This window comes from Streptomyces sp. AHA2, from assembly GCF_036857595.1.
Classification (GTDB): domain Bacteria; phylum Actinomycetota; class Actinomycetes; order Streptomycetales; family Streptomycetaceae; genus Streptomyces.
In genome coordinates this window covers 193,057-217,648 of record NZ_JAUQWJ010000006.1, presented here as the reverse complement: position 1 = coordinate 217,648, position 24,592 = coordinate 193,057, and the positions used below count along the sequence as shown (strand labels likewise).

The following is a 24,592-nucleotide window of genomic DNA, read 5'->3' as shown; positions in this document are numbered from 1 at the left end:
GCCGCGGGACCACCATCGGCGCCCCGGCGCTCGGCGCCGGCAAGGGTCCCGGCCGCCCGTCGTCACGGCGGGAGGGGGGCGCGGCACTCTCCCAGCCGTGCCGCGCCCCCGCCGCCCGCGGGCTCAGACCGCCTGCACCTCGGGCAGCGTGCCCGTCCGGGCAGCCTTCGCGTACCAGTGGGCGCTCGTCTTCGGGGTGCGCTCCAGCGTCGCGTAGTCGACGTACACCGCGCCGAACCGCTTGCCGTAGCCGTACGCCCACTCGAAGTTGTCCAGCAGCGACCACAGGAAGTAGCCGCGGACGTCCGCACCGTCGGCGATCGCGCGGCGCACCGCCGACAGATGGCCGTGGAGGTAGGCGACCCGCTCCGGGTCGTGCACCCGGCCGTCCGAGTCGACCTTGTCGTCGTAGGCCGCGCCGTTCTCCGTGATGTACAGCGGCAGGCCCGGCGCCTCGCGGGAGTAGCGCATGATCAGCTCGTGCAGGCCGGTCGGGTCGATCGTCCAGCCCATCTCGGTGCGCTCGCCCGGGGTCTGGTGGAAGGCCACGTCGTCCACGCCCGGCCACGGCGAGTGCTCGCTCGCCCCGTGCCCGTCCGCCCGGGGCCCCTTGGCGGCCGGATCGGCGGCCGACACCAGCGAGGGCGTGTAGTAGTTCAGGCCGAGGGCGTCCAGGGGCTGGTGGATCTGCTCCAGGTCGCCGTCGAGCACGAACGACCAGTCCGTGACACCCACCGTCGTGGCGTACAGGGACTCCGGATAGGCGCCGTGCAGGAGCGGGCCGTGGAAGACGCCGCTGGCCAGGTCGTCGATCTTCCGGGCCGCGGCCAGGTCCGCCGGGTCCTGCGAAAGAGGCCGGACCGCGGCCGAGTTGAGGGCGATCGCCACCTGGTTGCGGGCCGGCATCACCGACCGCAGCGCCACGGCACCCAGGCCGTGGGCGAGGTTCAGGTGGTGCGCGGCACGCAGCGCGGCGAGCGGGTCGGTGCGGCCCGGGGCGTGCACACCGGAGGCGTAACCCAGGAACGCGGCGCACCACGGCTCGTTGAGGGTCATCCAGTGCTCGACGCGGTCCCCGAGCGCCTCGCCGACGAGCTGCGCGTACTCCGCGAACCGGTAGGCCGTGTCGCGCTCCGGCCAGCCGCCCGCGTCCTCCAGCTCCTGCGGCAGGTCCCAGTGGTAGAGGGTGACGGCGGGCTTGATGTTCTTGTCCAGCAGCTCGTCCACCAGCCGGCGGTAGAAGTCCAGGCCCTTCTGCACGGCCGGGCCCCGCCCGGTCGGCTGCACCCGCGACCACGAGACGGAGAAGCGGTAGGCGCCCAGGCCCAGTTCGGCCATCAGCGCCACGTCGTCGCGGTAGCGGTGGTAGTGGTCGACGGCGATGTCACCGTGCTCGCCGCCGGCCGTCTTGCCGGGCGTGTGGCTGAAGGTGTCCCAGATCGACGGCGTACGGCCGTCCTCCCGCACCGCGCCCTCGATCTGGTACGCGGAGGTCGCCGCGCCCCAGAGGAAGGAAGGAGGGAAGGTCACCGCGGTGGCCGGGTTCTCGGAGTCAGGCATGGAAGCGCTCCCAAAGGGGGTCGTGGAGACCGGAGAGTGAAGAGGGGAGGGGAGGAGGAGAAGACAGGGGCCGGAGCGGCACCGGCCCGGCCCCCGGGGGAGGACTACCCCTTGACGGCGCCCTGCATGATGCCGCCCACGATCTGCTTGCCGAAGACCGCGAAGACCAGCAGCAGCGGCAGTGTGCCCAGCAGCGCGCCGGCCATGATCAGGGACTGGTCGGGCGTGTAGCCGCGGCCGAGGCCCGCGATGGCGACCTGCACGGTCGGGTTGCCGGTCTGGGTCAGCACCAGGAACGGCCACAGGAAGTCGTTCCAGGCCTGCACGAACATCAGCATGCCGAGCACCGCCATCGCGGGCCGGGCCGTGGGGAACACCACGTGCCACACCACGCGCCAACTGCTCGCGCCGTCCACCCGGGCCGCCTCGATGATCTCGTCCGGCAGCGCCTGGATCAGGTACTGCCGCATGAAGAACACGCCGAACGCGCTGACCAGCGAGGGGAAGATGACCGCCTGCAGCTGGTCGGTCCAGTCCAGCTCGGCGACCATCATGTACAGCGGGATCACACTGAGCTGCGGCGGCACCATCATCGTGCCGATCACCACCAGCATCAGGGCGTTGCGGCCCTTGAACCGCAGTTTGGCGAAGGCGAACCCGGCGATCGTCGACAGGACCACGATGGTCGCCGCCGAGATCCCGGCCACGATGGTGGTGTTGAGGAACGCCTCGCCCAGATTGGCGTCCCGCCAGGCGATCTCCAGGTTCGTGAACAGGTTCGCGCCGAACCAGAACGGCGGCGGCGTCTCGGCCAGCCGCTGGTTGTCCCGGGAGGCGGCGATAGCCGTCCACACCAGCGGGAACAGCGAGACCAGGGTGAACAGGCCCAGGACCACGTAGGCGACGGGGCCGGCGTGCAGGGTGCCGCCCGCCCGGGCGGACTTGGGCAGACGCGAGCGCTTGGGCTGAGGGGCGGGTGTCTTCGTCTCGGGGGGCGTCACAGTCGTCGTCACGGCCACACTCCTTAGCTACTGGCGCGCAGCCGGCGCGAGATGACGTAGTTGACGATGCCGATGACGATCAGGATGAGGAACATCGTCCACGCGATCGCCGAGGCCCGGCCGAGGTGCTGGTTCACCCAGCCCTGCTCGTACAGGTACAGGCCCAGGGTCTGGAACTGGTGCTCGGCGCCGCCCGAGGCGCCCTTGTTGGCGTCGAACAGCAGCGGCTCGCCGAAGACCTGGCTGGCGCCGATGGTCGACACGACGACCGTGAACAGGATCGTGGGCCGCAGCGACGGCAGCGTCACGTGGAAGAACTGCTGCCAGCGGTTGGCCCCGTCCAGCGCCGCCGACTCGTACAGGTCGTTCGGGATGGCCTGCATCGCTGCCAGGTAGATCAGCGCGTTGTAGCCGGTCCAGCGCCAGATGATGATGGTGGAGACGGCGATCTGGGAGGGCCAGCGGTCGTTCTGCCAGTCGATGTGGTCGATGCCGACCATGTCGAGAACCCAGTTGATCATGCCGTAGTCGCGGCCGAAGAGCAGCACGAACACCAGGGAGGCGGCGGCGATCGAGGTCGCGTACGGCGCGAGCATCACGACCCGGTAGAAGGTCGAACCGCGCAGCTTGTAGTTGAGGATGTGGGCGATGCCCATGGCCATCAGCAGCTGCGGGACGGTGGAGATGATGCCGATGGTCAGGGTGTTCTTCGCCGCGTTCCAGAAGAAGTCGTCGTCGAAGATCCGGGTGTAGTTGCGCAGCCCCACCCAGTTCATGTCGGTGGGCGCGGTCAGCTCCACCTGGTGCAGCGAGGCCCAGCCCGTGTAGACCAGCGGGAACAGGCCGAACGCCACGAACAACAGGAAGAACGGCGAGACGAAGGCGTACGGGCTCCAGCGCACGTCCCGCTGCCAGCGTCGGGACAACCGGGCCCGGCGGCGCTCGTCCACCGGCGCGGGCGGCTTGCCCGTCTCCGGGCGGGCCGGGGCCGCGCCCCCCTCCTTGGAGGGGAGCGCGGCGGTGTCGGGGCGGGTGGCCATACGGGTCACTTGTCCAGGTTGTTGTCGATGGTCTTCACGGCCGTGTTCCAGGCCTCCTCGGGCGACTTGCCCTTGGTGACCAGCACCAGACCGTTGTCGTTCAGCGCCGAACCGATGATCTGGTCCTTCGGGCCGATGACCTGGACCGGGCTCGTCTCGGCCGCCTCGGCGAAGATCTTGCCGATCGGGGCGTCACCGGTCATCTTGTTCTTCGCGTTCTGCACGGCCGGGGTGTCGTACGCCGACGGCGTGCTGGGGAAGCTGCCGCGCTTCTCGAACAGCTTCGCCTGCTGCTCCGGGGCGGTCAGCCAGGCGGCCAGCTCGGTGGCCTCCTTCACGTGCTTGCCGCTCTTGGGCACGCTGAGGAACGAACCGCCCCAGTTGCCGGACTTGGGCGCCGCGGCCACGTCCCACTTGCCCTGGGCCTCCGGCTTGGACTTGCTCTCGATGTAGCCGAGCATCCACGGCGGGCAGGACATCGCCGCGAACTTGCCGTTGGCGATGGTGGTGTCCCAGGCCGGCTGGAACTGGGTCTGCGCGCCCACCAGTCCGTCCTCGGCCGCCTTCGCGGTCATCATGAAGGACTTCTTGACGACCGGGTTGTCCTTGTAGATGACCTTGCCGGACTCGTCGTAGTAGCGGACCTTCTCGCTGGACATGATGGCGCTCATCAGGCCGCCGGGGGAGTCCATGAACGTGGTGCCCTCGGGCGCCTTCTTCTGGTACTCCCGGCCGACGTCGATCAGCTTCTGCCAGTCGCCCGACCACATCTTCGCGAGCTCCTCGCGGTCGGTCGGCAGACCGGCCTTCTCGAAGAGGTCCTTGCGGTAGCAGATGGCCATCGGGCCGACGTCGGTGCCCAGACCGATCGTCTGTCCGTCCTTGGTGGTGGCCTGCTGCCACTTCCAGTCGAGGTAGTTGTCCTTCTTCACGCCGGGGGCCTTGGAGAGGTCCTCGAGCTTGCCCGCCTGGGTGGCGACGACCTCGGCGATGTTGCCGACCTCGACGCCCTGGATGTCCATCAGGCCGCTGTTGGTCGTGAGGTGGTTGACCAGCGCGGGGTAGTAGTTCTCGTTCCGCTCGGTGACGTTCTCCTGGATCTTGATGTCGGGGTGGAGCTTCTCGTACTCGGCGTAGAGTCCGGCCTCCTTGAAGCCGAACGTGCCGAACAGACCCAGGGTGATGACGGTCTTGCCGTCACTGCCGCCCGACGATCCCGAGTCGCTGCCGCCGTCGTCGGCACAACCGGCCAGCAGCCCGGCGCCCAGCGACGCCACCGCCGCCAGCACTACCGCCCTACGTGCTCGCATCTGAGGTCCTCCTGTTGCCCTGACGTGCCGACCCCCCGGGCCAACTGCATTGTTGGGCCCTTTTTTACTCGCTGCGGCTCGGGCGGGGAACGTGCGGGATGTGTATGTGTCAGGTACTGTGGGAGCGCTCCCACCAGTGATGTGTTGAAGGGTTGCGGCTCGGGGCGAGGGTGTCAAGGGACCGAGCACGGCGAAATGCGTTCAGTTATCGGGCTGTTAACTGGGCCGGTGGAGGCGTCCGCGCACCGGTGGGCCTGACTCGTTTCAGTCGCCGTACCGTACGCGCGTGCCGTGCCGCGGCCCAAGCGGAAGGCACCGGGAGCTTCGGTCCACAGGGGCGGTCACCGGCTCTGACGGGGCTGTTAGATTCCAGCCAGCGTGACACACGACGGAAGGCGGAGCCCATGGCAAGCCACGGAGCGCGGGGCCGGAGCGGGGGCCGGCCCACCCTCGAAGAGGTGGCGGCGCGCGCCGGTGTGGGCCGCGGCACCGTCTCCCGGGTGATCAACGGTTCACCCCGGGTCAGCGACGCGACCCGCGCCGCGGTCGAGGCGGCGGTCGCCGAGCTGGGCTACGTCCCCAACACCGCGGCCCGTGCCCTGGCCGCGAACCGCACGGACGCCATCGCGCTGGTCGTGCCCGAGCCGGAGACCCGCTTCTTCGCGGAGCCGTACTTCTCGGACATGCTCAAGGGCGTCGGGGCGGAGCTGTCGGAGACGGAGATGCAGTTGCTGCTGATCTTCGCCGGCAGCGACCGCGAGCGCCGGCGCCTCGCCCAGTACCTGGCGGCCCACCGCGTGGACGGCGTGCTGCTGGTCTCGGTGCACGCCGACGACCCGCTGCCGGACCTGCTCGCGCAGCTGGAGATCCCGGCGGTCATCAGCGGCCCCCGGTCGGCCGGGGAGACGCTGGCCTCGGTGGACTCGGACAACTACGGCGGGGCCCGGCAGGCCGTCGAGCACCTGCTCTCCCGCGGCCGCCACCGCATCGCCCACATCACCGGCCGTCTCGACGTCTACGGTGCCCAGCGCCGTATCGACGGCTACCGCGACGCCCTGAGCGACGCGGGGCACGCGGCGGACGGGACGCTGATCGAGGCGGGTGACTTCACCGAGGAGGGCGGCCTGCGCGCGATGGCGGCGCTGCTGGAGCGCCACCCGGACCTGGACGCGGTCTTCGCCGCCTCCGACGTCACCGCGGCCGGCGCCCGGCAGGCCCTGCGCGAGGCGGGCCGCCGCATCCCGGAGGACGTGGCGCTCGTCGGCTACGACGACTCCGCCATAGCCCGGCACATGGACCCGCCCCTGACCAGCGTCCGCCAGCCCATCGAGGAGATGGGCCGCCGGATGATCGACCTGCTCCTCTCCGAGGTCGCCGACCGCCGCCCGGCGGCGTCCCGGAGCCCGGAGCGGCGTCAACTGGTCCTGGCCACGGAGCTGGTGCCGCGGGCGTCCTCCTGACGGGGGGCGCGGGCCGGTCCGCGGGGGAACGGCCCGCCCGCGTGCGGGAGTCGGGGGCGCCGCGAGCGGCCGCCGGAAAGACGAACGAGGGGCTGTCCCGGTTTCCCGGGACAACCCCTCGTCGTTCAGGGTGAGTGACGGGACTCGAACCCGCGGCATCCTGGACCACAACCAGGTGCTCTACCAGCTGAGCTACACCCACCATGACCGGTGTGGAGATCAGTGTCGTCCCCGACCGGCCGAGAAAAAGTGTACAGGGTCCGAAGGGGTGCTCGCGCCCGCGTTTCGCGGCGCCCCTCGGGCGGTCCCCGGTCCGGCCTACTGGGCGGGCAGGACGTGCTTGGCCGCGATCGTCCGCGCGGTGTCCGAGTCGGGCCCGGGCTGCGGGACGAAAACGGCCTCGCGGTAGTAGCGCAGCTCCGCGATGGACTCGCGGATGTCGGCCAGCGCGCGGTGGTTGCCGTTCTTCTGCGGACTGTTGAAGTACGCCCTCGGGTACCAGCGGCGGGCCAGCTCCTTGATCGACGACACGTCGACGATCCGGTAGTGCAGGTAGCCCTCCAGCGTGGGCATGTCCCGCAGCAGGAAGCCGCGGTCGGTGCCGACGGAGTTGCCGCACAGCGGGGCCTTGCCGGGTTCCTTGACGTGCTCCCTCACATACGCCAGGACCTGTTCCTCGGCGTCCTTCAGGGTCGTGCCGTTCGGCAGCTCCGCGAGCAGGCCGGAGGCGGTGTGCATCTGGCGCACCACGTCCGGCATGGTCTCCAGGGCCTGGTCCGGCGGCCGGATGACGATGTCCACACCCTCGCCGAGCACGTTCAGCTCCGAGTCCGTGACGAGGGCGGCCACCTCGATGAGCGCGTCGTCCGACAGCGAGAGGCCGGTCATCTCGCAGTCGATCCACACCATGCGATCGTTCATGTGCCTCACCTTACGGCGCGGGGCGCTTGGCGGGTCGGCCGTGTCCTCGGTCACGGAGGCCGCCCCCGGCCCGGGGCGCCGACGCCCTGCTCGCGGGGGCTGCCACCCCCGCGCTCCCCGCGCCGGCCCGAACGGCATCGTCCTCGCGCGCCGGAGGGCCGGAAGGGGGCGGATCGCCGTCGTCACCGGCCGGTGGGGGCGGGAACGCGCGGGCGGGCCGGCATCACGCCGGCCCGCCCGGTGACCACTGCGTCAGGTTCCGCTGCGTTGGCCCGGCAGGCTGGCCGACAGGGCCGCGGACGCTCCGACCGCGCTCGCCGCCGCCGTGCGGCGGGACTGGTGCGGTACGGGATGGTCCGGGTGCAGCGGGGTGGGCGCCTGGGCGTGGTGGCCCGGGTGACCGGGATGGCCCGGCAGGCCGGAGCCGGGACCGCCCGCGGCGGACTCGGTCTCCTGGGGGCGTTCGCCCTGCGGACGCCGGGCCCGGTACGCCGCCCGGTACGCGGCCGGGGACGAGCCCAGCTGGCGGCGGAAGTGCCCGCGCAGGGCGACCGGCGACCGGAAGCCGCAGCGCCCGGCCACCTCGTCCACCGAGTAGTCCGACGTCTCCAGCAGCCGCTGTGCCTGGAGCACCCGCTGCGTGATCAGCCACTGCAGCGGAGCGCTCCCGGTCAGCGAGCGGAAGCGGCGGTCGAACGTACGCCGGCTCATGTACGCGCGGGCCGCCAGCGTCTCCACGTCGAACTGCTCGTGGAGGTGCTCCAGCGCCCAGGCGACGACCTCGGCGAGCGGGTCGGCGCCGATCTCCTCCGGTAAAGACCGATCGAGGTAGCGCTCCTGTCCGCCGCTGCGGCGGGGCGGCACGACGAGCCGCCTCGCCAGGGCCCCGGCCGCCTCGTTGCCGTGGTCCGTGCGCACGATGTGCAGGCACAGGTCGATGCCCGCCGCGGTGCCCGCCGAGGTCAGCACGTCGCCGTCGTCGACGAACAGCTCACGCGGGTCCACGTGCACCGACGGATAGCGCTTGGCCAGCGTCGGCGCGTACATCCAGTGGGTGGTCGCCGGGCGGCCGTCCAGCAGGCCGGCCGCCGCGAGGACGAAGGCGCCGGTGCACAGCCCGACGATGCGGGCACCCTCCTCGTGGGCGCGGCGCAGCGCGTCGAGCGCCTCCTCCGGTGGCGGTGAGGTGATCGAACGCCAGGCCGGCACGACGACCGTGCCCGCGCGTGAGATCGCCTCCAAGCCGTGTGGTGCGGTGAGTTCGAGGCCCCCTGTGGTCCGCAGCGGGCCTTCCTCGCCTCCGCACACCAGTAGTCGGTAGCGCGGTACGCCGGCGTCCTGGCGGTCAACCCCGAACACCGACAGCGGTATGGAACTCTCGAAGATGGGGCCGCCGCTGAACAGCAGCACCGCGACGATCTCCTTGCGGCGTCGCCCGGACAGCTTCCGGGCCGCGGTGGTTTCCGGCGCGGCAGTGGAGTCGTGGCTCATCCTGCTAAGCCCCCCTCGGTGGTCGCGGCTCCTCGGTTGTGTCGCTCCTGCACGTTTCCCCTCGGTCCTGCACGAGTCCCCCGCCGTAGACAGTCAAGATCGAATCTACTGTGTCGCGTTGCGCCGAGGTGGCCGGTTCGGCACTCGGCACATTGTCGACTTGGCAACTTGGCGTAAAGCATTCGATCACGAAGCGTTGCACTCGTGGGGCGTGCAGGGAAGTGCGCCTCGTCGCAGTGGCCAATCCACGTAGGGTGCGCGACCACCCGGAGACCCTTTCCGTGCAGGTCGAACCCGGGTTGGGGGGTGGTGGGGCGGGGGGATGCGCCCGTATGAGAAGTTGGCTGAAAACCAGCGTGCCGGGGTACGGAAACCGGTCAGCCGACCGGTGTATCCCCTCCAGTGTGCCGCCCGCCGCGGTGGGACCCCGTTCCCGTGCGGTGGCGCCTGCCCCGGTGGGGCGCCCGGTCCTCGGCCGCGAGCCGGGCCGCGCCGCGCTCGGACTGGCGCAGCAGCACCCGGCAGGCACCGGTGACGGCCGCGAGTCCGAGGGCCGCGCCGGCCGCGCCGGCCAGGGTGGCGCCGTGGGCGAGGAGCACGACCGGGACGAGCAGGCAGCTGAAGACCGCCCAGCGGACCACGTCCGTCGCGGTGTCCCGCCGCGGCGGGGTCGCGCCGTGCGCCTCGGAGGCGGGGCGTGGTGCGGACATGGCGGACTCCCTGTGGCGTGGCTCACGGGATTCAACGCGCGGCCCCGGCGTCGGTCACGGGACCGGCTGTGCCGCCCGGTCACCACCACGGGTAAGTGAATCCTGTGCAAACCGCCTGTACAGGGCAGCAACCATTGCGTTACGGGCGTCGCCTCGTGCATGCTCCCTGGAACCCGCACGCACGACGGGCGGGAGCTGGGCCGAAGAAGCGTGCCGCCGTACCCTTGGGGGTATGGGGTTGGGAAGACCATTCCCGGACACAGCTCCGCCGCACCCTGTTGTCCCACCCATAAAGGATCACGACGCCGAGACAGCCATGGCCGGTCACGAATTCTTCGAACCCGCGGACCGCAAGCGGCCCGTCGCCGATCCCACGGCGGCCGAGCCCCTGGCGGCGGAAGAGTCACGCCGTTCGTGCGATCCCGCTTTCCAGCACGGGGTCGTCGTCGGCTTCGACGGCTCCACGTCCAGCGAGCGCGCCCTGGCCTACGCGATCGGCATGGCCCGTCGCTCCGGGTCGGGCCTGATCATCGTCCACGTCGCCAACCGGCTGCCGACCACGGTGTGGGCGGGCTGCGAGCCGCCCGTCTTCGTGGACGTGCCGGACCACCGGACCGAGGTGCTCGGTCTGGAGCTGGCGTGCGCGGACTACCTCGCCGAGGTGCCCTGGATCCTGGTCGAGCGCGGTGGTGACATCTGCCACGAGCTCGAGGAGGTCGGCCGGGAGTACGAGGCCGACGCGATCGTCGTCGGGTCGACCCACGGCATCGTCGGGCGGATCTTCGGGTCCGTCGCGGGGCGGCTCGCCAAGCGGGCGCAGCGGCCCGTCATCGTCATCCCCTGAATCCCTCAGCAGTCCAACTCCCTTGTGCCACGCGTGATTTTTCCCGCGCGCAGAGGTGTTTGTGCCCTTGTGAAGGGCATATACGGGACATCGCACCACTGCACCTGCGCGAAGGGAGCCCGCCATGGACGAAGACGTCTCCGCGGGAAGCGGAATCACGACCGCGGCCGGTCGACTCGCCCTCGGAATCACCCTGTTGGCCTTCGGCCTGGGGTACACCGCCGTGCTCGACGGCGTCTCGCCCGCTGACGCCTCGTCAATCGCCCAGTACGTGGGCGGGGTAGCGCTCTTCGTCGCCGGCATGGTGGCATTCCGTGAGGGTGATGCCGCCGGCGGTACGGCGTTCTCCGTGCTCGGGGCGCTGTGGTTCACCTGGGCCGTGACCGACGTCGCCGCCGCCGAGGAGGCGGGGCTGTTCCTGCTGCTGTTCGCCCTCGCGGCGCTGTCCCTCACGCTCGCGGGCGGGGACCAGCTCGGACGGGGCGTGTACGGCCTGTTCTTCGTGGCCCTGGTGCTGCTCGCGGTCGCCGCGTTCGCGGGGAACGACGGGCTCGCGAAGGTCGGGGGCTGGTTCGCCGTCGCCGCGGGCGCGGTGGCGTGGTACGCGGCGACCGCCGCGTTGGCGCACTGGCCGACGGCACTTCCACGACGCGCTGCCGGCCGGGGAGTGACGGCCACCGGTTAGCCGCGCGGGCCGGGGAGTGGGCGGCTTCCCGGTGCTGAGAACGGACCCCCCGTGCGTGGCGGCGGCACGTGGGGGTCCGTCCCTCTTTCGTCGGCCTGTGCGGGTGGAAGTCGCCTACTCCACCGTGACCGACTTGGCGAGGTTGCGGGGCTTGTCGATGTCCCTGCCCAGGGCCAGCGCCGTGTGGTAGGCGAGGAGCTGGAGCGGGATGCCCATGAGGATCGGGTCCAGCTCGTCCTCGTTCTTCGGGACGACGATCGTGTCGTCGGCCTTCTCCTGGTGCTGGTGGGCCACCGCGAGGATCCTGCCGCTGCGGGCCTTGATCTCCTCCATGGCGGCGCGGTTCTTCTCCAGCAGGTCGTCGTCGGGGACGATGGCGACCGTAGGCAGGGCCGGCTCGATCAGGGCCAGCGGGCCGTGCTTGAGCTCGGAGGCCGGGTAGGCCTCGGCGTGGATGTAGGAGACCTCCTTGAGCTTCAGGGAGGCCTCGCGGGCCACCGGGTAGCCCCGGACACGGCCGATGAAGAGCATCGAGCGGGCCTCGGCGAACTGCTGGGCCAGCTTCCTGACGTCCTCCTCCTGCTCCATGATCTCGGCGATCTGGGCGGGGAGCTTGCGCAGGCCCTCGATGATCCGCTTGCCGTCCCGCACCGAGAGGTCACGGGTGCGGCCCAGGTGCAGGGCCAGCAGGGCGAAGGCGACCGTGGTGTTCGTGAAGCACTTGGTGGAGACGACGCAGACCTCGGGGCCGGCGTGCACGTAGATGCCGCCGTCGGCCTCGCGGGCGATCGCCGAGCCGACCACGTTCACCACGCCCAGGACGCGGGCGCCCTTGCGCTTCAGCTCCTGCACGGCGGCCAGCACGTCGTAGGTCTCACCGGACTGGGAGACGGCGACGTAGAGGGTGTCCGGGTCGACGACCGCGTTGCGGTAGCGGAACTCCGAGGCGGGCTCGGCGTCGGCCGGGATGCGGGCCAGCTCCTCGATCATCTGGGCGCCGATCATGCCCGCGTGGTACGAGGTGCCGCAGCCGAGGATCTTCACGCGGCGGATGCGCCGGGCCTCGCGGGCGTCCAGGTTCAGGCCGCCCAGGTGCACGGTGGAGAAGCGGTCGTCGATGCGGCCGCGCAGCACGCGGTCCACGGCGTCGGCCTGCTCGTGGATCTCCTTGTGCATGTAGGTGTCGTGGCCGCCCATGTCGTAGGAGGCGGCCTCCCACTCGACGGTGGTGGGCTCGGCGGTGGTGCGGGTGCCCTCGGTGGTGTACGTGCGGAAGTCGTCGGCCTTGAGGGTGGCCATCTCGCCGTCGTCGAGGGTGACGATCTGCCGCGTGTGCGCGACCAGGGCGGCGATGTCCGAGGCGACGAACATCTCCTTCTCGCCGATGCCGAGGACGACCGGCGATCCGTTGCGCGCGACGACGATGCGGTCCGGGAAGTCGGCGTGCATGACGGCGATGCCGTAGGTGCCCTCGATCAGCCGGAGGGTCTCGCGGACCCTGTCCTCCAGCTTCTCCGCCTGCGAGCGGGCGATGAGGTGGACGAGGACCTCGGTGTCGGTCTCGGAGAGGAACTCGACGCCGTCGGCCTCCAGCTTGCGGCGCAGGTCGGAGGCGTTGTCGATGATGCCGTTGTGGACGACGGCGACCTTGCCCGCGGCGTCCAGGTGCGGGTGGGCGTTCACGTCGGACGGGGCGCCGTGGGTGGCCCAGCGGGTGTGGGCGATGCCGGTCGTGCCCTTGAAGCGGGCCGGGACCTTGGCCTCCAGGTCGCGGACGCGTCCCTTGGCCTTGACCATCTTCAGGCCCGACGTCTTCGGGGACGTGACGACGATGCCCGCGGAGTCGTAGCCGCGGTACTCCAGGCGCTGCAGGCCCTCCAGGAGCAGGGGCGCGACGTCACGCTTCCCGATGTAACCGACGATTCCGCACATGTATACGTATTCCTAGCCGTAGACGATGCGCCGCAGCTGCCGGAGCGAGAGCTCCGGCGGGGCCACCGCGCGGTACTTGAGGTCCGCCTCGATCCGCTCGAAGATCGCCGCGTTCACCAGGCCCTGGGCCTGGAGCTCGCGGTGGCGGCGACGGACGTACTCCTCGGTCGTCTCGTCGAAGTAGGCGAGCACGTCCTGGATCACGCGCAGCGCCTCGCCCCGGCTGAGGGGGCTGGACCGCGTCAGATGATCAACGAGTTCGTCGTGCACCCGATGATCCTGAGGCACCGACGAGTCTTTCGCAAGAATTCTGCCCGATTCCGGGCAGGGCCTGCTTCGCGGTGGCGCGCCGGGCCCCGTGGCGCGGTCACATGCGCTTGAGGACGGCCTGCTTGGCCAGAGCGAACTCGTCGTCCGTCAGCACGCCCGCGCGGTGCAGCTCCCCGAGTTCACGCAGCCGGCGCAGCAGGGCGTCGTGGTCGTCCTCGGCTGAGGCGGCCGGAGGCAAGGGCGGCTGCGGCAGCGCGTCGCGTACGGGGTCGCCGGCGGGCCGGGCCGGGTGCGGAAGCCTGGCTTGGACCGCCGCCGCGACCAGGGCCATCAGCGGGTCCTTCCTGAAGCCCCACAGCTCCACGGCGTTGGGGTCGTACTTGGGCGGGGTCTTGGTGGGCGCGTTGCGCACGGTGAAGCGCAGGTGGCCGTTCTCCAGCCCGGCCGCGGGCTGCCAGTGGACGCCGGTGACGTCGGCGAGCGCGAGCGTGCGGGCCCCGGCGGCGGCCTTGGCGTCCTCCGTCTTCCAGTTCCACTCCAGGCGTATGCGCTCGCCGTCGAAGCTCGCCGTGCCGTCCCCGGCGGAAGCCGACAGGGGCACGGCCGGGCCGGGCAGCAGGTACTCGGTCACCGGGCCGGCCGGGACCCGGTCCAGCAGCAGCGCGTTGCGCACCTCGTCGGTGAGGTACTCGGCGACGCCGTAGCGGTCGGGCTCCACGACGAGCTGGTAGGGGTCGTGGGGCTCCGTGAGCCGCCCGCCGGTCGCCTGCAGCAGTGGATCCGCACCGTCGCGCAGGCGCAGCCGCAGCCGGCCGGCCTTCCTGCCCTGCTCGAACGAGATGCCCGCCAACGCGGCCGCCGGGACGACCAGTTCACCCAGTTCCCGGCGCAGGACACTGACGTTCTTGTCCCGCCCGGGGGTCAGCCGCAGGGCGTCGCCGTCGAAGATCCACGTGCCGTCCTTCTGGATGATTTCCGCCATGGGGTGGATTGTTCCACCAGTCTCACGAGAGAGTGGTCCAGACCTCTTGGAGCTCAACGGCTCACGGAAGGGACGGTTTTGTGAGAGACGGTCTCGTACGACAGCACCACAGAACGCTTCGCCTTCTCGGTTCCCTGCTGCTCGTCGCGGTGGGTGTCTGCGCCACCGGCGCCACCCCGGCCCGGGCGGCTGTTCCCACCCCGCTCGACCGGGTCGTCCCGGCGCCCGCGTCGGTCACGCCCGGCGGCGCCCCGTACCGGATCACGCGTGGTACGCACATCCGCGTCGACGGCTCGCGCGAGGCGCGGCAGGTCGCGCAGTACCTCGCGGACATCCTGCGGCCCTCCACCGGTTACCGGCTGCCGGTCACCACGCACGGCGAGGGCGGCATCCGACTGGCCCTGACACGCGGCGACTTCGGCGCCGAGGGCTACCGCCTGAGCAGTTCCCCGCGGGCGGTCACGATCAGCGCCAGGACGCCCGCGGGCCTCTTCCACGGCGTGCAGACCCTGCGCCAGCTCCTGCCCGCGGCCGTCGAGAAGGACACGGTCCAGCCCGGCCCCTGGACGGTCGCCGGCGGCACCGTGACCGACACCCCGCGCTACGGCTGGCGCGGAGCCATGCTCGACGTCTCCCGGCACTTCTTCACCGTGGAGCAGGTCAAGCGCTACATCGACCAGCTCGCCCTGTACAAGATCAACAAGCTGCACCTGCACCTCAGCGACGACCAGGGCTGGCGCATCGCCATCGACTCCTGGCCGCGCCTGGCCACGTACGGCGGCTCCACGGAGGTCGGCGGCGGCCCCGGCGGCCACTACACCAAGGCCGACTACAAGGAGATCGTGCGCTACGCCGCCTCCCGCTACCTGGAGGTCGTCCCCGAGATCGACATGCCCGGCCACACCAACGCCGCCCTCGCCTCCTACGCCGAGCTGAACTGCGACGGCGTGGCCCCGCCGCAGTACACCGGCACCGAGGTCGGCTTCAGCTCGCTGTGCGTCGGCAAGGACGTCACCTACGACTTCGTGGACGACGTGATCCGGGAGCTGGCCGCGCTCACCCCCGGCAAGTACCTGCACATCGGGGGCGACGAGGCGCACTCCACCAGCCACGAGGACTACGTGACCTTCATGGACCGCGTGCAGCCGATCGTGGCGAAGTACGGCAAGACCGTCGTCGGCTGGCACCAGCTGACCGGGGCGACCCCGGCGAAGGGCGCACTCGCGCAGTACTGGGGCCTGGACCGTACGTCGGCGGAGGAGAAGGCGCGGGTCGTGAAGGCCGCGCAGAACGGGACGGGGATCGTCCTGTCCCCGGCCGACCGGGCCTACCTCGACATGAAGTACACCAAGGACACGCCCCTGGGACTGTCCTGGGCGGGGTACGTCGAGGTGCAGCGGTCCTACGACTGGGACCCCGGGACCTACCTGCCGGGGGTGCCGGAGGGTGCGGTGAAGGGCGTCGAGGCACCGATGTGGTCGGAGACGCTGGAGGACTCCGAGCACATCGAGTTCATGGCGTTCCCGCGCTTGCCCGGTATTGCCGAGTTGGGGTGGTCGCCGGCGGCTTCCCACGACTGGGAGCGGTACAAGGTGCGGCTCGCCGCGCAGGCCGAGCGGTGGAACGCGCTGGGGATCCAGTGGTACCGGTCCCCGCAGGTGCCGTGGAGTGCGCAGTGACGTGTCCACGGGCCGGTGGGCGCTGAGCGCGCAGTTCCCCGCGCCCCTGGAGGGCGCCGTTGCCCTGAGCACGGAAACGGGACGGGCACCCCGGAGGACCGTACTCCGGGGTGCCCGTCCGTCCGGGGTCAGAAGCCGGCGATCGGGTTCTTCAGGGTGCCGATCAGCTGGAGGGCTCCCGACGGGTCCGCGAGGTCCACCATCTGCCGGTTGTTGCGCAACTGGAGGCGGTTGAGGCAGGAGAGGGCGAACTCGGGGGCGAACATGTCGTACTGCCGGAACTTGTCCGCCAGTTCGGGCATGGACTCCTGGTAGGCGCGGGTGACCTCCGCGACCGTGCGCCAGAAGTCGTCCTCCTCGAGGACGCCCTCGGTGGCGAGGTTCGCCGCCAGGAAGCGGAAGAAGCAGTCGAAGACGTCCGTGAAGATCGACAGCAGCTTCGTGTCCTCGGGGACGTCCACGCGCAGCCGTTCGACCGCCGGCGGCAGCACCGCGTCGACGTCCATGACCGCGATCTCCTCGGCGATGTCCTTGTAGACCGCCCGCTGCACCACCCCGTCCTTCAGCACCAGGATGACGTTCTCGCCGTGCGGCATGTAGACCAGGTCGTAGGCGTAGAAGCTGTGCAGCAGCGGGGTGTAGTAGGCCCGGAGGTAGCGGCGCAGCCATTCCACCGGGGTGAGGCCCGACTGCTCGATGAGCGCGCCCGCGACCGACGCGCCCTGGTCGTCGACGTGCACCAGGGACGCCATCGTGGCCAGCGACTCGCCTTCCCGCAGCGACGCCACCGGGCTCTCCCGCCACAGCGCGGCGAGCATCTTGCGGTAGGGCGAGTACCGGTCGGTCGCCTGCTCGTACTCCAGGTGCCGGTAGCCGACGGCGGCCCGCTCCCGGATGATCGACAGGCCGGTCGACCGCAGCACCGGGTCGTTCTCGATGAGCTGGGCCAGCCAGTCGTTGATGGCGGGGGTGGCCTCCATGTAGGCCGCCGACAGGCCGCGCATGAAGCCCATGTTGATGACGGACAGGGCCGTCTTGACGTAGTGCTTCGCGGGGCTGGTCCGGTTGAAGAAGGTCCGGATGGACTGCTGGGCCAGGTACTCGTCGTCGCCCACGCCCAGGCACACCAGGTTCCGCCGGGCGACCTCGGCGGCGAAGGTGACGGAGAGCTTGTTCCACCACTGCCAGGGGTGGACCGGGATGAACAGGTAGTCGGCCGGGTCCAGGTCCTGCTCGCGCAGCACGGCGTGGAAGCGCTCGACGGTCTCGCCGCCCAGTTCCTCGCGCAGGAACGACTCGTACTCGACGCCGACCCCGGCCGTGAACGCGGCCCGCGACCGGTGCGCGGCCAGCCAGACCAGGCGCACGGGGCTCGCCGTCTCCGGCGCGTACGACAGGTACTCGTGGATGCCGAAGCCGAGGCGCCCGTTGTTGGCGACGAAGCAGGGGTGGCCCTCGGTCATCGAGGTCTCGATGGTCTGGAAGTCGGCGCGCGCCAGCTCGGCCGCCGGCACGGCCGGTTTGGTGAGCTTGTAGCAGGTGCCGGAGAGGGTGGAGGAGATCTCCTCCAGGTAGACCGGCAGGATCTCGTCGCTCAGGCCCAGGGACTTCTGCATCTCGATGAAGAAGTCCAGCGCGGACAGCGGGACGTCGGCGCCGTCCCGGTGGCGGGTGATCGACTCGGCGTCGACCTGCCAGTGGTCGAGGGCGCGGATCACCGCGCTGAAGGTGTACCGGGTCAGCCCGTCGTCGCTGCGGACGGTGTACCGGCCCTCGCCGTCGGCCTCGGGGGTCAGGAGGCGCTCGTGGGTGAACTCGGCGAGCGCCTTGCGGATCAGAAGGCGGTTGGCCCGCGCCCAGCGGTGGGGGGACAGGTGCGCCACGGCGTCGGACAGGGTCATACGGCTACTCCTCGGGCGGCCAGGAACTGTTCACGCGTGCAGAAGCTCAGCAGCGCGCGCTTCTCCGGCTTGTCGATCTCGCGCTCGGCGACGAAGCCGACGGCCTCGTTGAGCGCGTGTACGGCCTTGTTGCCGACGTCGGGCTCCACCACGACCCGCCGGGTGCGCGGGTCGGCGAACAGCTCCTCCATCACGGTCGTGATGACGGCCCGGGTGAAGCCGTGGATCGGCCGGTCGGTCGGCGCGACCAGGAAGTGCATGCCGACGTCGCCGGGCTGCGGCTCGTACAGCCCGACCAGCTCCACGTACCGGGGGTCGTACGTCTCCATGAGGAACGCGGGCCTGCCCTCGTGCAGGCCGAGGTAGGCGTCGTGGTGCTCGTGGGCCGCGATGCGCATGTACTCGCGCTCGACGTCCTGGAGCTTCGCGTCCTGCATCATCCAGTAGGCCGCCTTGGGGTGGGTGACCCAGGAGTGCAGGACCTCGGCGTCCTTCAGGGGATCCAGCGGACGGACGGTGAGCCGGCCCACGCCGGTGCTGCCGGTCATACGGCGAACTCCTGGAACGCGATCGTCTTCTCCACCGGGTAGTACTCGGAGCCGAGCAGCTCGCGGATGATGTACGCGTTCCGGTACGGCCCCATGCCCAGGTCGGGGCTGGTGATGCTGTGCGTGTGGACGCCGGCGTTCTGCAGGAACACGCCCCGGCCGGTGACGTCGACGGCGTAGTTGCGCGCCACGTCGAAGTTGCCCTGCGAGTCGTAGACGAGGCGGTCCCTGACCGGCGCCAGGAACTCCGGCTCGGTGTACCTGTAGCCCGTGGCGAGGATCAGGCCGTCGGAGACCAGCTCGAAGTCCTTGCCCTGCTCCTCCTGCCGGAAGCCGAGGGTGTAGGTGCCGTCGTCGTAGCGGGCGCTGTTCAGCGAGGAGTTGGTGAGCAGCCGGGTGGGGACGGGGCCGGTGAGGTTCTTCTGGTAGAGCAGGTCGAAGATCTCGTTGATCAGGTCGCCGTCGATGCCCTTGAACAGGCCCTTCTGCTCGGCCGTGAGGCGGTAGCGGGTCGCCTCGGGCAGCTCGCGGAAGTAGTCGACGTACTCCGGTGACGTCATCTCCAGCGTGAGCTTGGTGTACTCCAGCGGGAAGAAGCGGGGGGAGCGGGTGACCCAGTTGAGCCGGTAGCCGTGTACGTCGATCTCGCTGAGCAGGTCCTGGTAGATCTCGGCGGCCGACTGGCCCGAGCCGACCAGGGTGATCGACTCCTTCTTCTGCAGCTCCGCCTTGTGGTGCAGGTAGCGGGAGTTGTGGATGAAGTCGCCGCCCAGGCCCCGGCACGCCTCGGGGATGTGGGGCGGGGTGCCGGTGCCGAGCACGAGGTGCCGGGCGCGGTAGGTGTCGCCGCCGGCGGTGTGCACCACGTACAGGTCGTCCTCGAACGTCACCTCGGTGACGGTGGTGCCGAAGCGGATGCTGCTGAGCTTGCCCGCGGCCCAGCGGCAGTAGTCGTCGTACTCGACGCGCAGCGGGTAGAAGTTCTCCCGGATGTAGAACGAGTACAGCCGGCCCTTCTCCTTCAGGTAGTTGAGGAAGGAGTACGGGGACGTGGGGTCGGCGAGGGTGACCAGGTCCGACATGAACGGGGTCTGGAGGTGGGCGCCGTCCAGGAACATGCCGGCGTGCCACTCGAAGTCGGGCTTGGCCTCCAGGAAGACGCCGTCGAGTTCCTCGATGGGCTCCGTGAGGCAGGCCAGGCCGAGGTTGAAGGGGCCGAGCCCGATCCCCACGAAGTCGTGGGTACTGGTTCGGTTGTCAGGACGCGCGGTCAAGGGACTCTCCCAGGTACTGCTCGGCGTGGCCGGCGATCAGGTCGAGGACGGCGGCGATGTCGGACACCGTCGTCTCGGGGTTCAGCAGGGTGAACTTCAGGTAGTGGCGGCTGCCGACCTTGGTGCCCGCGACGACGGCGTCACCGGAGGCGAACAGGGCCTTGCGGGCGTAGAGGTTGGCGCGGTCGATCTCGGCCGGGTCGGTGACGGCCGCCGGGATGTAGCGGAAGACCAGGGTGGACAGGCTCGGTTCGACGACGACGTCGAAGCGGGGGTCCGCGGCGAGCAGCCGCCAGCCCTCACGGGCCAGTTCGCACACCTCGTCGAAGAGCTGCCCGATGCCGTCGGCGCCCATGGTGCGCAGGGTCATCCACAGCTTCAGGGCGTCGAAGCGGCGCGTGGTCTGCAGGGACTTGTCCACCTGGTTGGGGATACGTTCCTGCACCATGCGGCGCGGGTTCAGGTACTCGGCGTGGTAGGTGGCGTGCCGGAGCGTGGCGGCGTCCCGGACCAGCACGGCGGACGAACTCACCGGCTGGAAGAAGGACTTGTGGTAGTCGACCGTGACGGAGTCGGCGCGCTCGATGCCGGCCAGGCGGTCCCGGTGCTTGAGGGAGGCGAGCAGTCCGCAACCGTAGGCGGCGTCGACGTGCATCCAGGTGCCGAACTGCTCGCACAGCTCGGCGATCTCGGGCAGCGGGTCGATGGAGCCGAAGTCGGTGGTGCCGGCGGTGGCGACGACGGCCATGGGGACGAGGCCGGCCTCCGTGCAGCGCTCCAGCTCGCGGGCGAGGGCGACGGTCTGCATGCGCTTGTCGTGGTCGACGGGTATGGAGACCACCGCGTCCTGCCCGAGCCCGAGGAGCTTGGCGGACTTCTTCACGCTGAAGTGGCTGACCTCGGAGGCGAAGATGCGCAGTTTCGCGAACGTCTCGGTCTTGGCCTCCTCCCGGGCCAGCAGCAGCGCCTGGAGGTTGGACTGGGTCCCGCCGGAGGTGAACACGCCGTCGGCGTTCTCGCCGAGGCCGATGCGGGCGTTGGTCCAGTCGATGAGCTTGCGCTCGATGAGGGTGCCGCCGGCCGACTGGTCCCAGGTGTCGAGGGAGGAGTTGACGGCGGACAGGACGGCCTCGCCGAGTACGGCCGGGATGACGACCGGGCAATTGAGGTGGGCCAGGTAGCGGGGGTGGTGGAAGTAGACCGCGTCCCGGAGGTAGACCTCCTCCAGCTCGTCGAGCACCGCGGCGGTGTCGTGCAGCGGCTGGTCGAGGTCGATCCCGTCGATGCGCGGCGCGAGGGCGTCGACGGTCACACCGGTGAACGGCCGGTCGGTGGCGGCGAGTTTGGCGGCCACCCGCTCGACTCCGTCGGTCACGGAGCGGCGGTACTGCTCCGCGGTGGTGTCGTTGAGCAGGTGCGAGCGCATGTGCGGGTCCTCCGGTGGGGACAGTCCGGGGTGGAACGGGGGCGGGCTGAACCGCGGGTTCAACTTAGGTTAGCCTAACCTAAGTTCCTGCAGGGGAGGAGGGGTGGGGATCTTCCGTGATCGTGATCACTCGGACCACCCGGCCGGCCCGCAGGACGCCCCTGCCTAGCTCTCGGCGCGCAGCTGCTCCTCGCTGAGGCCCCGGCGCCAGTAGCCGACGAACGTGACCCGGCGGCGGTCGACACCGCGCTCCGCCACGAAGTGCCGCCGCAGCTCCTTCACGCACCCCGCCTCACCGGCGAGCCAGACGTAGGGCCGCTCGGCGGACCCGAACCGGGCCGCACGGACGGCTTCCAGGGCGGTGGACGCCCCTTCGGCGCGCACCAGCCAGGTGATCTCGGCGTCGGCCTCGGTCGCCAGGTCCTGGACGTCCCCGGCGTGGGGCACCTCCAGCCAGACCCGGGCGCGGGTGCCGGCCGGCAGCGACTCGACGACGGCCGAGGCCGCCGGCACGGCGGTCTCGTCGGCCCACACGACGACGAGGTCGCTGTCCGCGGGGGGCCGGAAGCGGATCGCCCGGTTGTCGGCGACGGCCGGCCCCAGCAGCAGCACCCGGTCGCCCGCGGCGGCCCGGGCCGCCCAGCGGGCGGCGGGACCGGCCTCGCCGTGGGCGCCCGGCCCGACGCCGTGCAGGACGAAGTCGACGTCGATCTCGTCCGGGTCCCGGCGCAGCGCGCGCAGCGTGTACGACCGCATCACCGCTCTGACGTCGTCCGGCAGTTCGCGCCAGCCCTGCCACCAGCCGTCCCCCAGCTCCAGCGGCACGACCGGCTCGGGCTGCCCCGGGTGCGGCAGGAACAGGGAGAGCGACTGGTCACGGCCGTCGGAGTGGAAGGCGTGCAGATCGGGCCCCGCGAAGGTGACCCGGGCCAGGGACGGGCCGAGCCGCCTCGTCCGCACGACCTGGAGGGAGAAGAACCGGAACGGGGCGGCCACGGCGGTGGTCATCTGCAGCTCCTGAGGTGCCGTCGAGCGGTGGGGTGGCGCCCTGTCAGGGGCGCGGGGAGCTGCGCGACGAACTGCGCGACGAGCCGGGGGCGGCCCGCGGTCGCCGTTCGCACGCAGCTCCCACGGCGTGAGGCGTTCAGCCGACCTTCTTCGCCGTCTCGATGGCCTTGGCGAGGTTCTCCACGAGCGGCGCGCACTTGCCGTAGGACAGGATGGGCTCGGCCGAACGCGGGACCACCTGACCGGCCTTGACCGCGGGCAGCCTCTTCCACGTCGCCTCGGTGATGTCGGCCGGCTGGATGGCCGAACTGCGGTCGTCCATCATGATGATGTCGGCCTGGTACTTGTCGACGTTCTCCCAGCTGAGGCTCTCGAACCAGCCGCCGCCCTGGGCCTTGGCCTTCTCCGGCGGCTCGATGAAGTTCACGCCGAGCGCCTTGAAGTACTCCAGGTCGACGGAGAGGTTGGTGCCGGAGACGTAGAACAGCTCCTGGCTGGCGGAGCCCGCCATGACCTTGATGTCGGGGTGGGCCTTGGCGGCCTTGCGCAGCCGCTCGGAGGCCGCCTCGAAGCGCTTCTTCGCCTCCGTGGCCTTCGCGGCCTTCATGTCGCCGCCCAGGGACTCGGCCAGCTCCCACATCCGCTGCAGCGGGGCGGTGATCTGACGGTCGTAGACGGAGATGCCGACGCTCGGGGCGAGCTTGGCGATCTTGTCCTTGGAGGCCTCCGGGACGTACCAGAGGGTGCCGGCGTCGTCGAACATGGTGGAGATCAGCACGTCGGGGGCGAGGGCCGCGTACTTCTCGACGTTGAACTGGTCCCAGGTGTTGCCGAGGATCGTCAGCTTGCTGACGTCCATGTCGCCGGCCTGGACGTCAGCCTTGCCGTCCTTGGTCTTCGTGGGGCCGAAGACACCCTTGACCTCGACGCCGTAGTCGTACAGGGCGGCGGCGACACCGGTGAAGGCGACGATGTTCGCGGGGGCCTTGTCGAGCTTCACGGTCGTGCCGCGGTCGTCCTTGAACGACCAGGGGCCGGACGCGGCGGCGCCCTTCGCGTCGGAGCCGCCGTCCTTGGAGTCCTCGCCGCCACACGCGGTCACGAGGGCGCCGAGCCCGAGGGCACCACCGGCGGCGAGCAGGCCGCGACGGGAGAGACGGGCGGTTCTGGCGTTCGACATGACTGGGTCTGCTTTCGTGCGTACGGAGCCACTGCGGGCACGGCCGACAGCCGCTTGGCTGAAATCAGGCTTAGGTTAGCCTAACCTCGGTCGGTGTCCAGGGGGGCCCTGGGGTGTGTGCCCGGGGGTGGGGCGGGAATGCCGGCGGGCGCAGTGATCCGGATCACTGCGCCCGCCGGCCGGCCGCCTCGGTCGGGTGCTCCCGGCGTCAGCCGACCAGCCCCAACTCCCGCGCGATCAGCATGCGCTGGACCTCGCTCGTGCCCTCGCCGATCTCCAGGATCTTGGAGTCGCGCCACATGCGGGCGACCGGGTACTCGTTCATGAAGCCGTAGCCGCCGTGGATCTGGGTGGCCTCCCGGGCGTTGTCCACCGCGACCGTGGAGGAGTGGAGCTTGGCCAGGGCCGCCTCCTTCTTGAAGGAGGCGCCGGTCACCAGGCGGACCGCCGCGTCCCGCCAGGCCAGGCGGGCCGTGTGGGCCTTCATCTCCATGTCCGCGATCTTGAACTGGATCGCCTGGTTCGATCCGATCGGCCTGCCGAACGCGTGGCGTTCCTTGGCGTACTTGACCGACTCGTCGACGCAGCCCTGGGCCAGGCCAGTCGCCAGGGCCGCGATGGCCACGCGGCCCTCGTCGAGGATGCGCAGGAACTGGGCGTAGCCGCGGCCCTCCTCGCCCAGCAGGTTCTCCGCCGGGACGCGGACGTCCGCGAAGGACAGCTCGCGGGTGTCCGAGGCGTTCCAGCCGACCTTGGAGTACGGGGCCGCGACCGTGAAGCCGGGCGTGCCCGAGGGGACGATGATCGACGAGATCTGCGGCCGGCCGTCCGGCTTGCGGCCCGTGACGGCCGTGACCGTCACCAGGCCGGTGATGTCCGTGCCCGAGTTGGTGATGAAGCACTTGGTGCCGTTGATGATCCACTCGTTCGTCGACTCGTCCAGCCGGGCCGTCGTCCGGGTCGCCCCCGCGTCGCTGCCGCCGTCCGGCTCCGTCAGGCCGAACGCGCCCAGGATCTCGCCCGAGCACAGGCGGGGGAGCCACTGCTGCTTCTGGGCCTCGGTGCCGTACAGGTGGATCGGCATCGCGCCGAGCGAGACACCCGCCTCCAGGGTGATGGCGATCGAGGAGTCGACCCGGGCCAGCTCCTCCAGGGCCACGCCGAGGGCCAGGTAGTCACCGCCCATGCCGCCGTACTCCTCCGGGAAGGGCAGCCCGAACAGCCCCATGCGGCCCATCTCCCGCACGATCTCGTACGGGAACTCGTGCCGCTCGTAGAAGTCGCCGATCTTCGGCGCCACCACCTCGTGGGCGAACTCCTCGACCGTGCGGCGGAGTTCCTCCAGTTCGGGGGAGAGACGGTAGTCCATG

The 24,592-nt window shown here is 70.6% G+C and carries 21 protein-coding genes and 1 tRNA gene; 4 read left to right on the top strand and 18 right to left on the bottom strand.

The window, feature by feature from the left end; genetic code table 11:
• Positions 1-123: 123 nt before the first annotated feature.
• The 4 genes from Q5694_RS15385 to Q5694_RS15370 form a co-directional block, all read right to left on the bottom strand.
• Positions 124-1,560, bottom strand: coding sequence for a GH1 family beta-glucosidase (locus tag Q5694_RS15385; protein WP_333933507.1), 1,437 nt, complete (start codon positions 1,558-1,560; stop codon positions 124-126).
• Positions 1,561-1,664: 104 nt separating this feature from the next.
• Positions 1,665-2,573: a carbohydrate ABC transporter permease gene (locus Q5694_RS15380; RefSeq protein ID WP_333933505.1), complete on the bottom strand. Its 909-nt coding sequence runs from the start codon at positions 2,571-2,573 to the stop codon at positions 1,665-1,667.
• A gap of 11 nt (positions 2,574-2,584) precedes the next feature.
• Positions 2,585-3,601: a carbohydrate ABC transporter permease gene (locus Q5694_RS15375; RefSeq protein WP_333933691.1), complete on the bottom strand. Its 1,017-nt coding sequence runs from the start codon at positions 3,599-3,601 to the stop codon at positions 2,585-2,587.
• A 5-nt stretch (positions 3,602-3,606) separates the two neighbouring features.
• Positions 3,607-4,911 carry an ABC transporter substrate-binding protein gene (locus Q5694_RS15370; RefSeq protein ID WP_333933504.1) on the bottom strand — a complete coding sequence of 435 codons (1,305 nt, stop codon included), beginning with the start codon at positions 4,909-4,911 and terminating at the stop codon, positions 3,607-3,609.
• Between the two features lie 404 nt (positions 4,912-5,315).
• Between Q5694_RS15370 and Q5694_RS15365 the strand changes: the two genes are divergently transcribed.
• Positions 5,316-6,371 carry a LacI family DNA-binding transcriptional regulator gene (locus Q5694_RS15365; protein ID WP_333933502.1) on the top strand — a complete coding sequence of 352 codons (1,056 nt, stop codon included), beginning with the start codon at positions 5,316-5,318 and terminating at the stop codon, positions 6,369-6,371.
• 129 nt (positions 6,372-6,500) lie between these two features.
• Here Q5694_RS15365 and Q5694_RS15360 read toward each other — a convergent pair.
• The 4 genes from Q5694_RS15360 to Q5694_RS15345 form a co-directional block, all read right to left on the bottom strand.
• A tRNA-His gene (locus tag Q5694_RS15360) sits at positions 6,501-6,573 on the bottom strand.
• A gap of 116 nt (positions 6,574-6,689) precedes the next feature.
• Positions 6,690-7,292 (bottom strand): oligoribonuclease, encoded by a 603-nt coding sequence (orn, locus tag Q5694_RS15355; protein ID WP_333933501.1) that lies wholly within the window; start codon positions 7,290-7,292, stop codon positions 6,690-6,692.
• Positions 7,293-7,544: 252 nt separating this feature from the next.
• Complete coding sequence (locus Q5694_RS15350; RefSeq protein ID WP_333933500.1) at positions 7,545-8,783, bottom strand: helix-turn-helix domain-containing protein; 1,239 nt, start codon at positions 8,781-8,783, stop codon at positions 7,545-7,547.
• 377 nt (positions 8,784-9,160) lie between these two features.
• Positions 9,161-9,493 (bottom strand): hypothetical protein, encoded by a 333-nt coding sequence (locus Q5694_RS15345; protein ID WP_333933499.1) that lies wholly within the window; start codon positions 9,491-9,493, stop codon positions 9,161-9,163.
• A gap of 316 nt (positions 9,494-9,809) precedes the next feature.
• On the opposite strand from Q5694_RS15345, the gene Q5694_RS15340 reads away from it, so the two are divergent.
• Together Q5694_RS15340 and Q5694_RS15335 are read left to right on the top strand one after the other, a co-directional pair.
• Positions 9,810-10,337: a universal stress protein gene (locus tag Q5694_RS15340; protein ID WP_333933498.1), complete on the top strand. Its 528-nt coding sequence runs from the start codon at positions 9,810-9,812 to the stop codon at positions 10,335-10,337.
• 124 nt (positions 10,338-10,461) lie between these two features.
• On the top strand, positions 10,462-11,022 hold the full coding sequence (locus Q5694_RS15335) for a GPR1/FUN34/YaaH family transporter (RefSeq protein ID WP_333933497.1): 561 nt from the start codon (positions 10,462-10,464) through the stop codon (positions 11,020-11,022).
• Between the two features lie 114 nt (positions 11,023-11,136).
• Here Q5694_RS15335 and glmS read toward each other — a convergent pair whose 3' ends face one another.
• From glmS to Q5694_RS15320, 3 genes are all read right to left on the bottom strand, one after another.
• Positions 11,137-12,954 carry a glutamine--fructose-6-phosphate transaminase (isomerizing) gene (gene glmS / locus Q5694_RS15330; protein WP_333933496.1) on the bottom strand — a complete coding sequence of 606 codons (1,818 nt, stop codon included), beginning with the start codon at positions 12,952-12,954 and terminating at the stop codon, positions 11,137-11,139.
• 12 nt (positions 12,955-12,966) lie between these two features.
• Positions 12,967-13,224 carry a hypothetical protein gene (locus Q5694_RS15325; RefSeq protein ID WP_030241288.1) on the bottom strand — a complete coding sequence of 86 codons (258 nt, stop codon included), beginning with the start codon at positions 13,222-13,224 and terminating at the stop codon, positions 12,967-12,969.
• Between the two features lie 97 nt (positions 13,225-13,321).
• The gene (locus Q5694_RS15320) at positions 13,322-14,206 is read right to left on the bottom strand and encodes a DUF4429 domain-containing protein (RefSeq protein ID WP_333933495.1); all 885 of its coding nucleotides are present in this window, start codon (positions 14,204-14,206) and stop codon (positions 13,322-13,324) included.
• An 80-nt stretch (positions 14,207-14,286) separates the two neighbouring features.
• Here Q5694_RS15320 and Q5694_RS15315 point away from each other — a divergent pair, with 80 nt between their 5' ends.
• The gene (locus tag Q5694_RS15315; RefSeq protein ID WP_333933494.1) at positions 14,287-15,885 is read left to right on the top strand and encodes a beta-N-acetylhexosaminidase; all 1,599 of its coding nucleotides are present in this window, start codon (positions 14,287-14,289) and stop codon (positions 15,883-15,885) included.
• 128 nt (positions 15,886-16,013) lie between these two features.
• On the opposite strand, the gene Q5694_RS15310 is transcribed toward Q5694_RS15315, so the two are convergent.
• The 7 genes from Q5694_RS15310 to Q5694_RS15280 form a co-directional block, all read right to left on the bottom strand.
• A complete protein-coding gene (locus Q5694_RS15310; protein ID WP_333933493.1) occupies positions 16,014-17,786 on the bottom strand; it encodes an IucA/IucC family protein in 1,773 nt (590 codons plus the stop codon).
• A complete protein-coding gene (locus Q5694_RS15305; protein ID WP_333933492.1) occupies positions 17,783-18,334 on the bottom strand; it encodes a GNAT family N-acetyltransferase in 552 nt (183 codons plus the stop codon). Before Q5694_RS15305 ends, Q5694_RS15310 begins: the two co-directional genes overlap by 4 nt.
• The gene (locus Q5694_RS15300; protein ID WP_333933490.1) at positions 18,331-19,608 is read right to left on the bottom strand and encodes a lysine N(6)-hydroxylase/L-ornithine N(5)-oxygenase family protein; all 1,278 of its coding nucleotides are present in this window, start codon (positions 19,606-19,608) and stop codon (positions 18,331-18,333) included. Before Q5694_RS15300 ends, Q5694_RS15305 begins: the two co-directional genes overlap by 4 nt.
• Positions 19,592-21,034 (bottom strand): lysine decarboxylase DesA, encoded by a 1,443-nt coding sequence (gene desA, locus Q5694_RS15295; protein WP_333933489.1) that lies wholly within the window; start codon positions 21,032-21,034, stop codon positions 19,592-19,594. Before desA ends, Q5694_RS15300 begins: the two co-directional genes overlap by 17 nt.
• Before the next feature lie 165 nt (positions 21,035-21,199).
• The gene (locus tag Q5694_RS15290) at positions 21,200-22,042 is read right to left on the bottom strand and encodes a siderophore-interacting protein (protein WP_333933488.1); all 843 of its coding nucleotides are present in this window, start codon (positions 22,040-22,042) and stop codon (positions 21,200-21,202) included.
• A gap of 136 nt (positions 22,043-22,178) precedes the next feature.
• Positions 22,179-23,222, bottom strand: a complete 1,044-nt coding sequence (locus Q5694_RS15285; RefSeq protein WP_333933487.1) for an ABC transporter substrate-binding protein — start codon at positions 23,220-23,222, stop codon at positions 22,179-22,181.
• 208 nt (positions 23,223-23,430) lie between these two features.
• The gene (locus Q5694_RS15280; RefSeq protein WP_333933486.1) at positions 23,431-24,591 is read right to left on the bottom strand and encodes an acyl-CoA dehydrogenase family protein; all 1,161 of its coding nucleotides are present in this window, start codon (positions 24,589-24,591) and stop codon (positions 23,431-23,433) included.
• Between the last annotated feature and the right edge of the window lies 1 nt (position 24,592).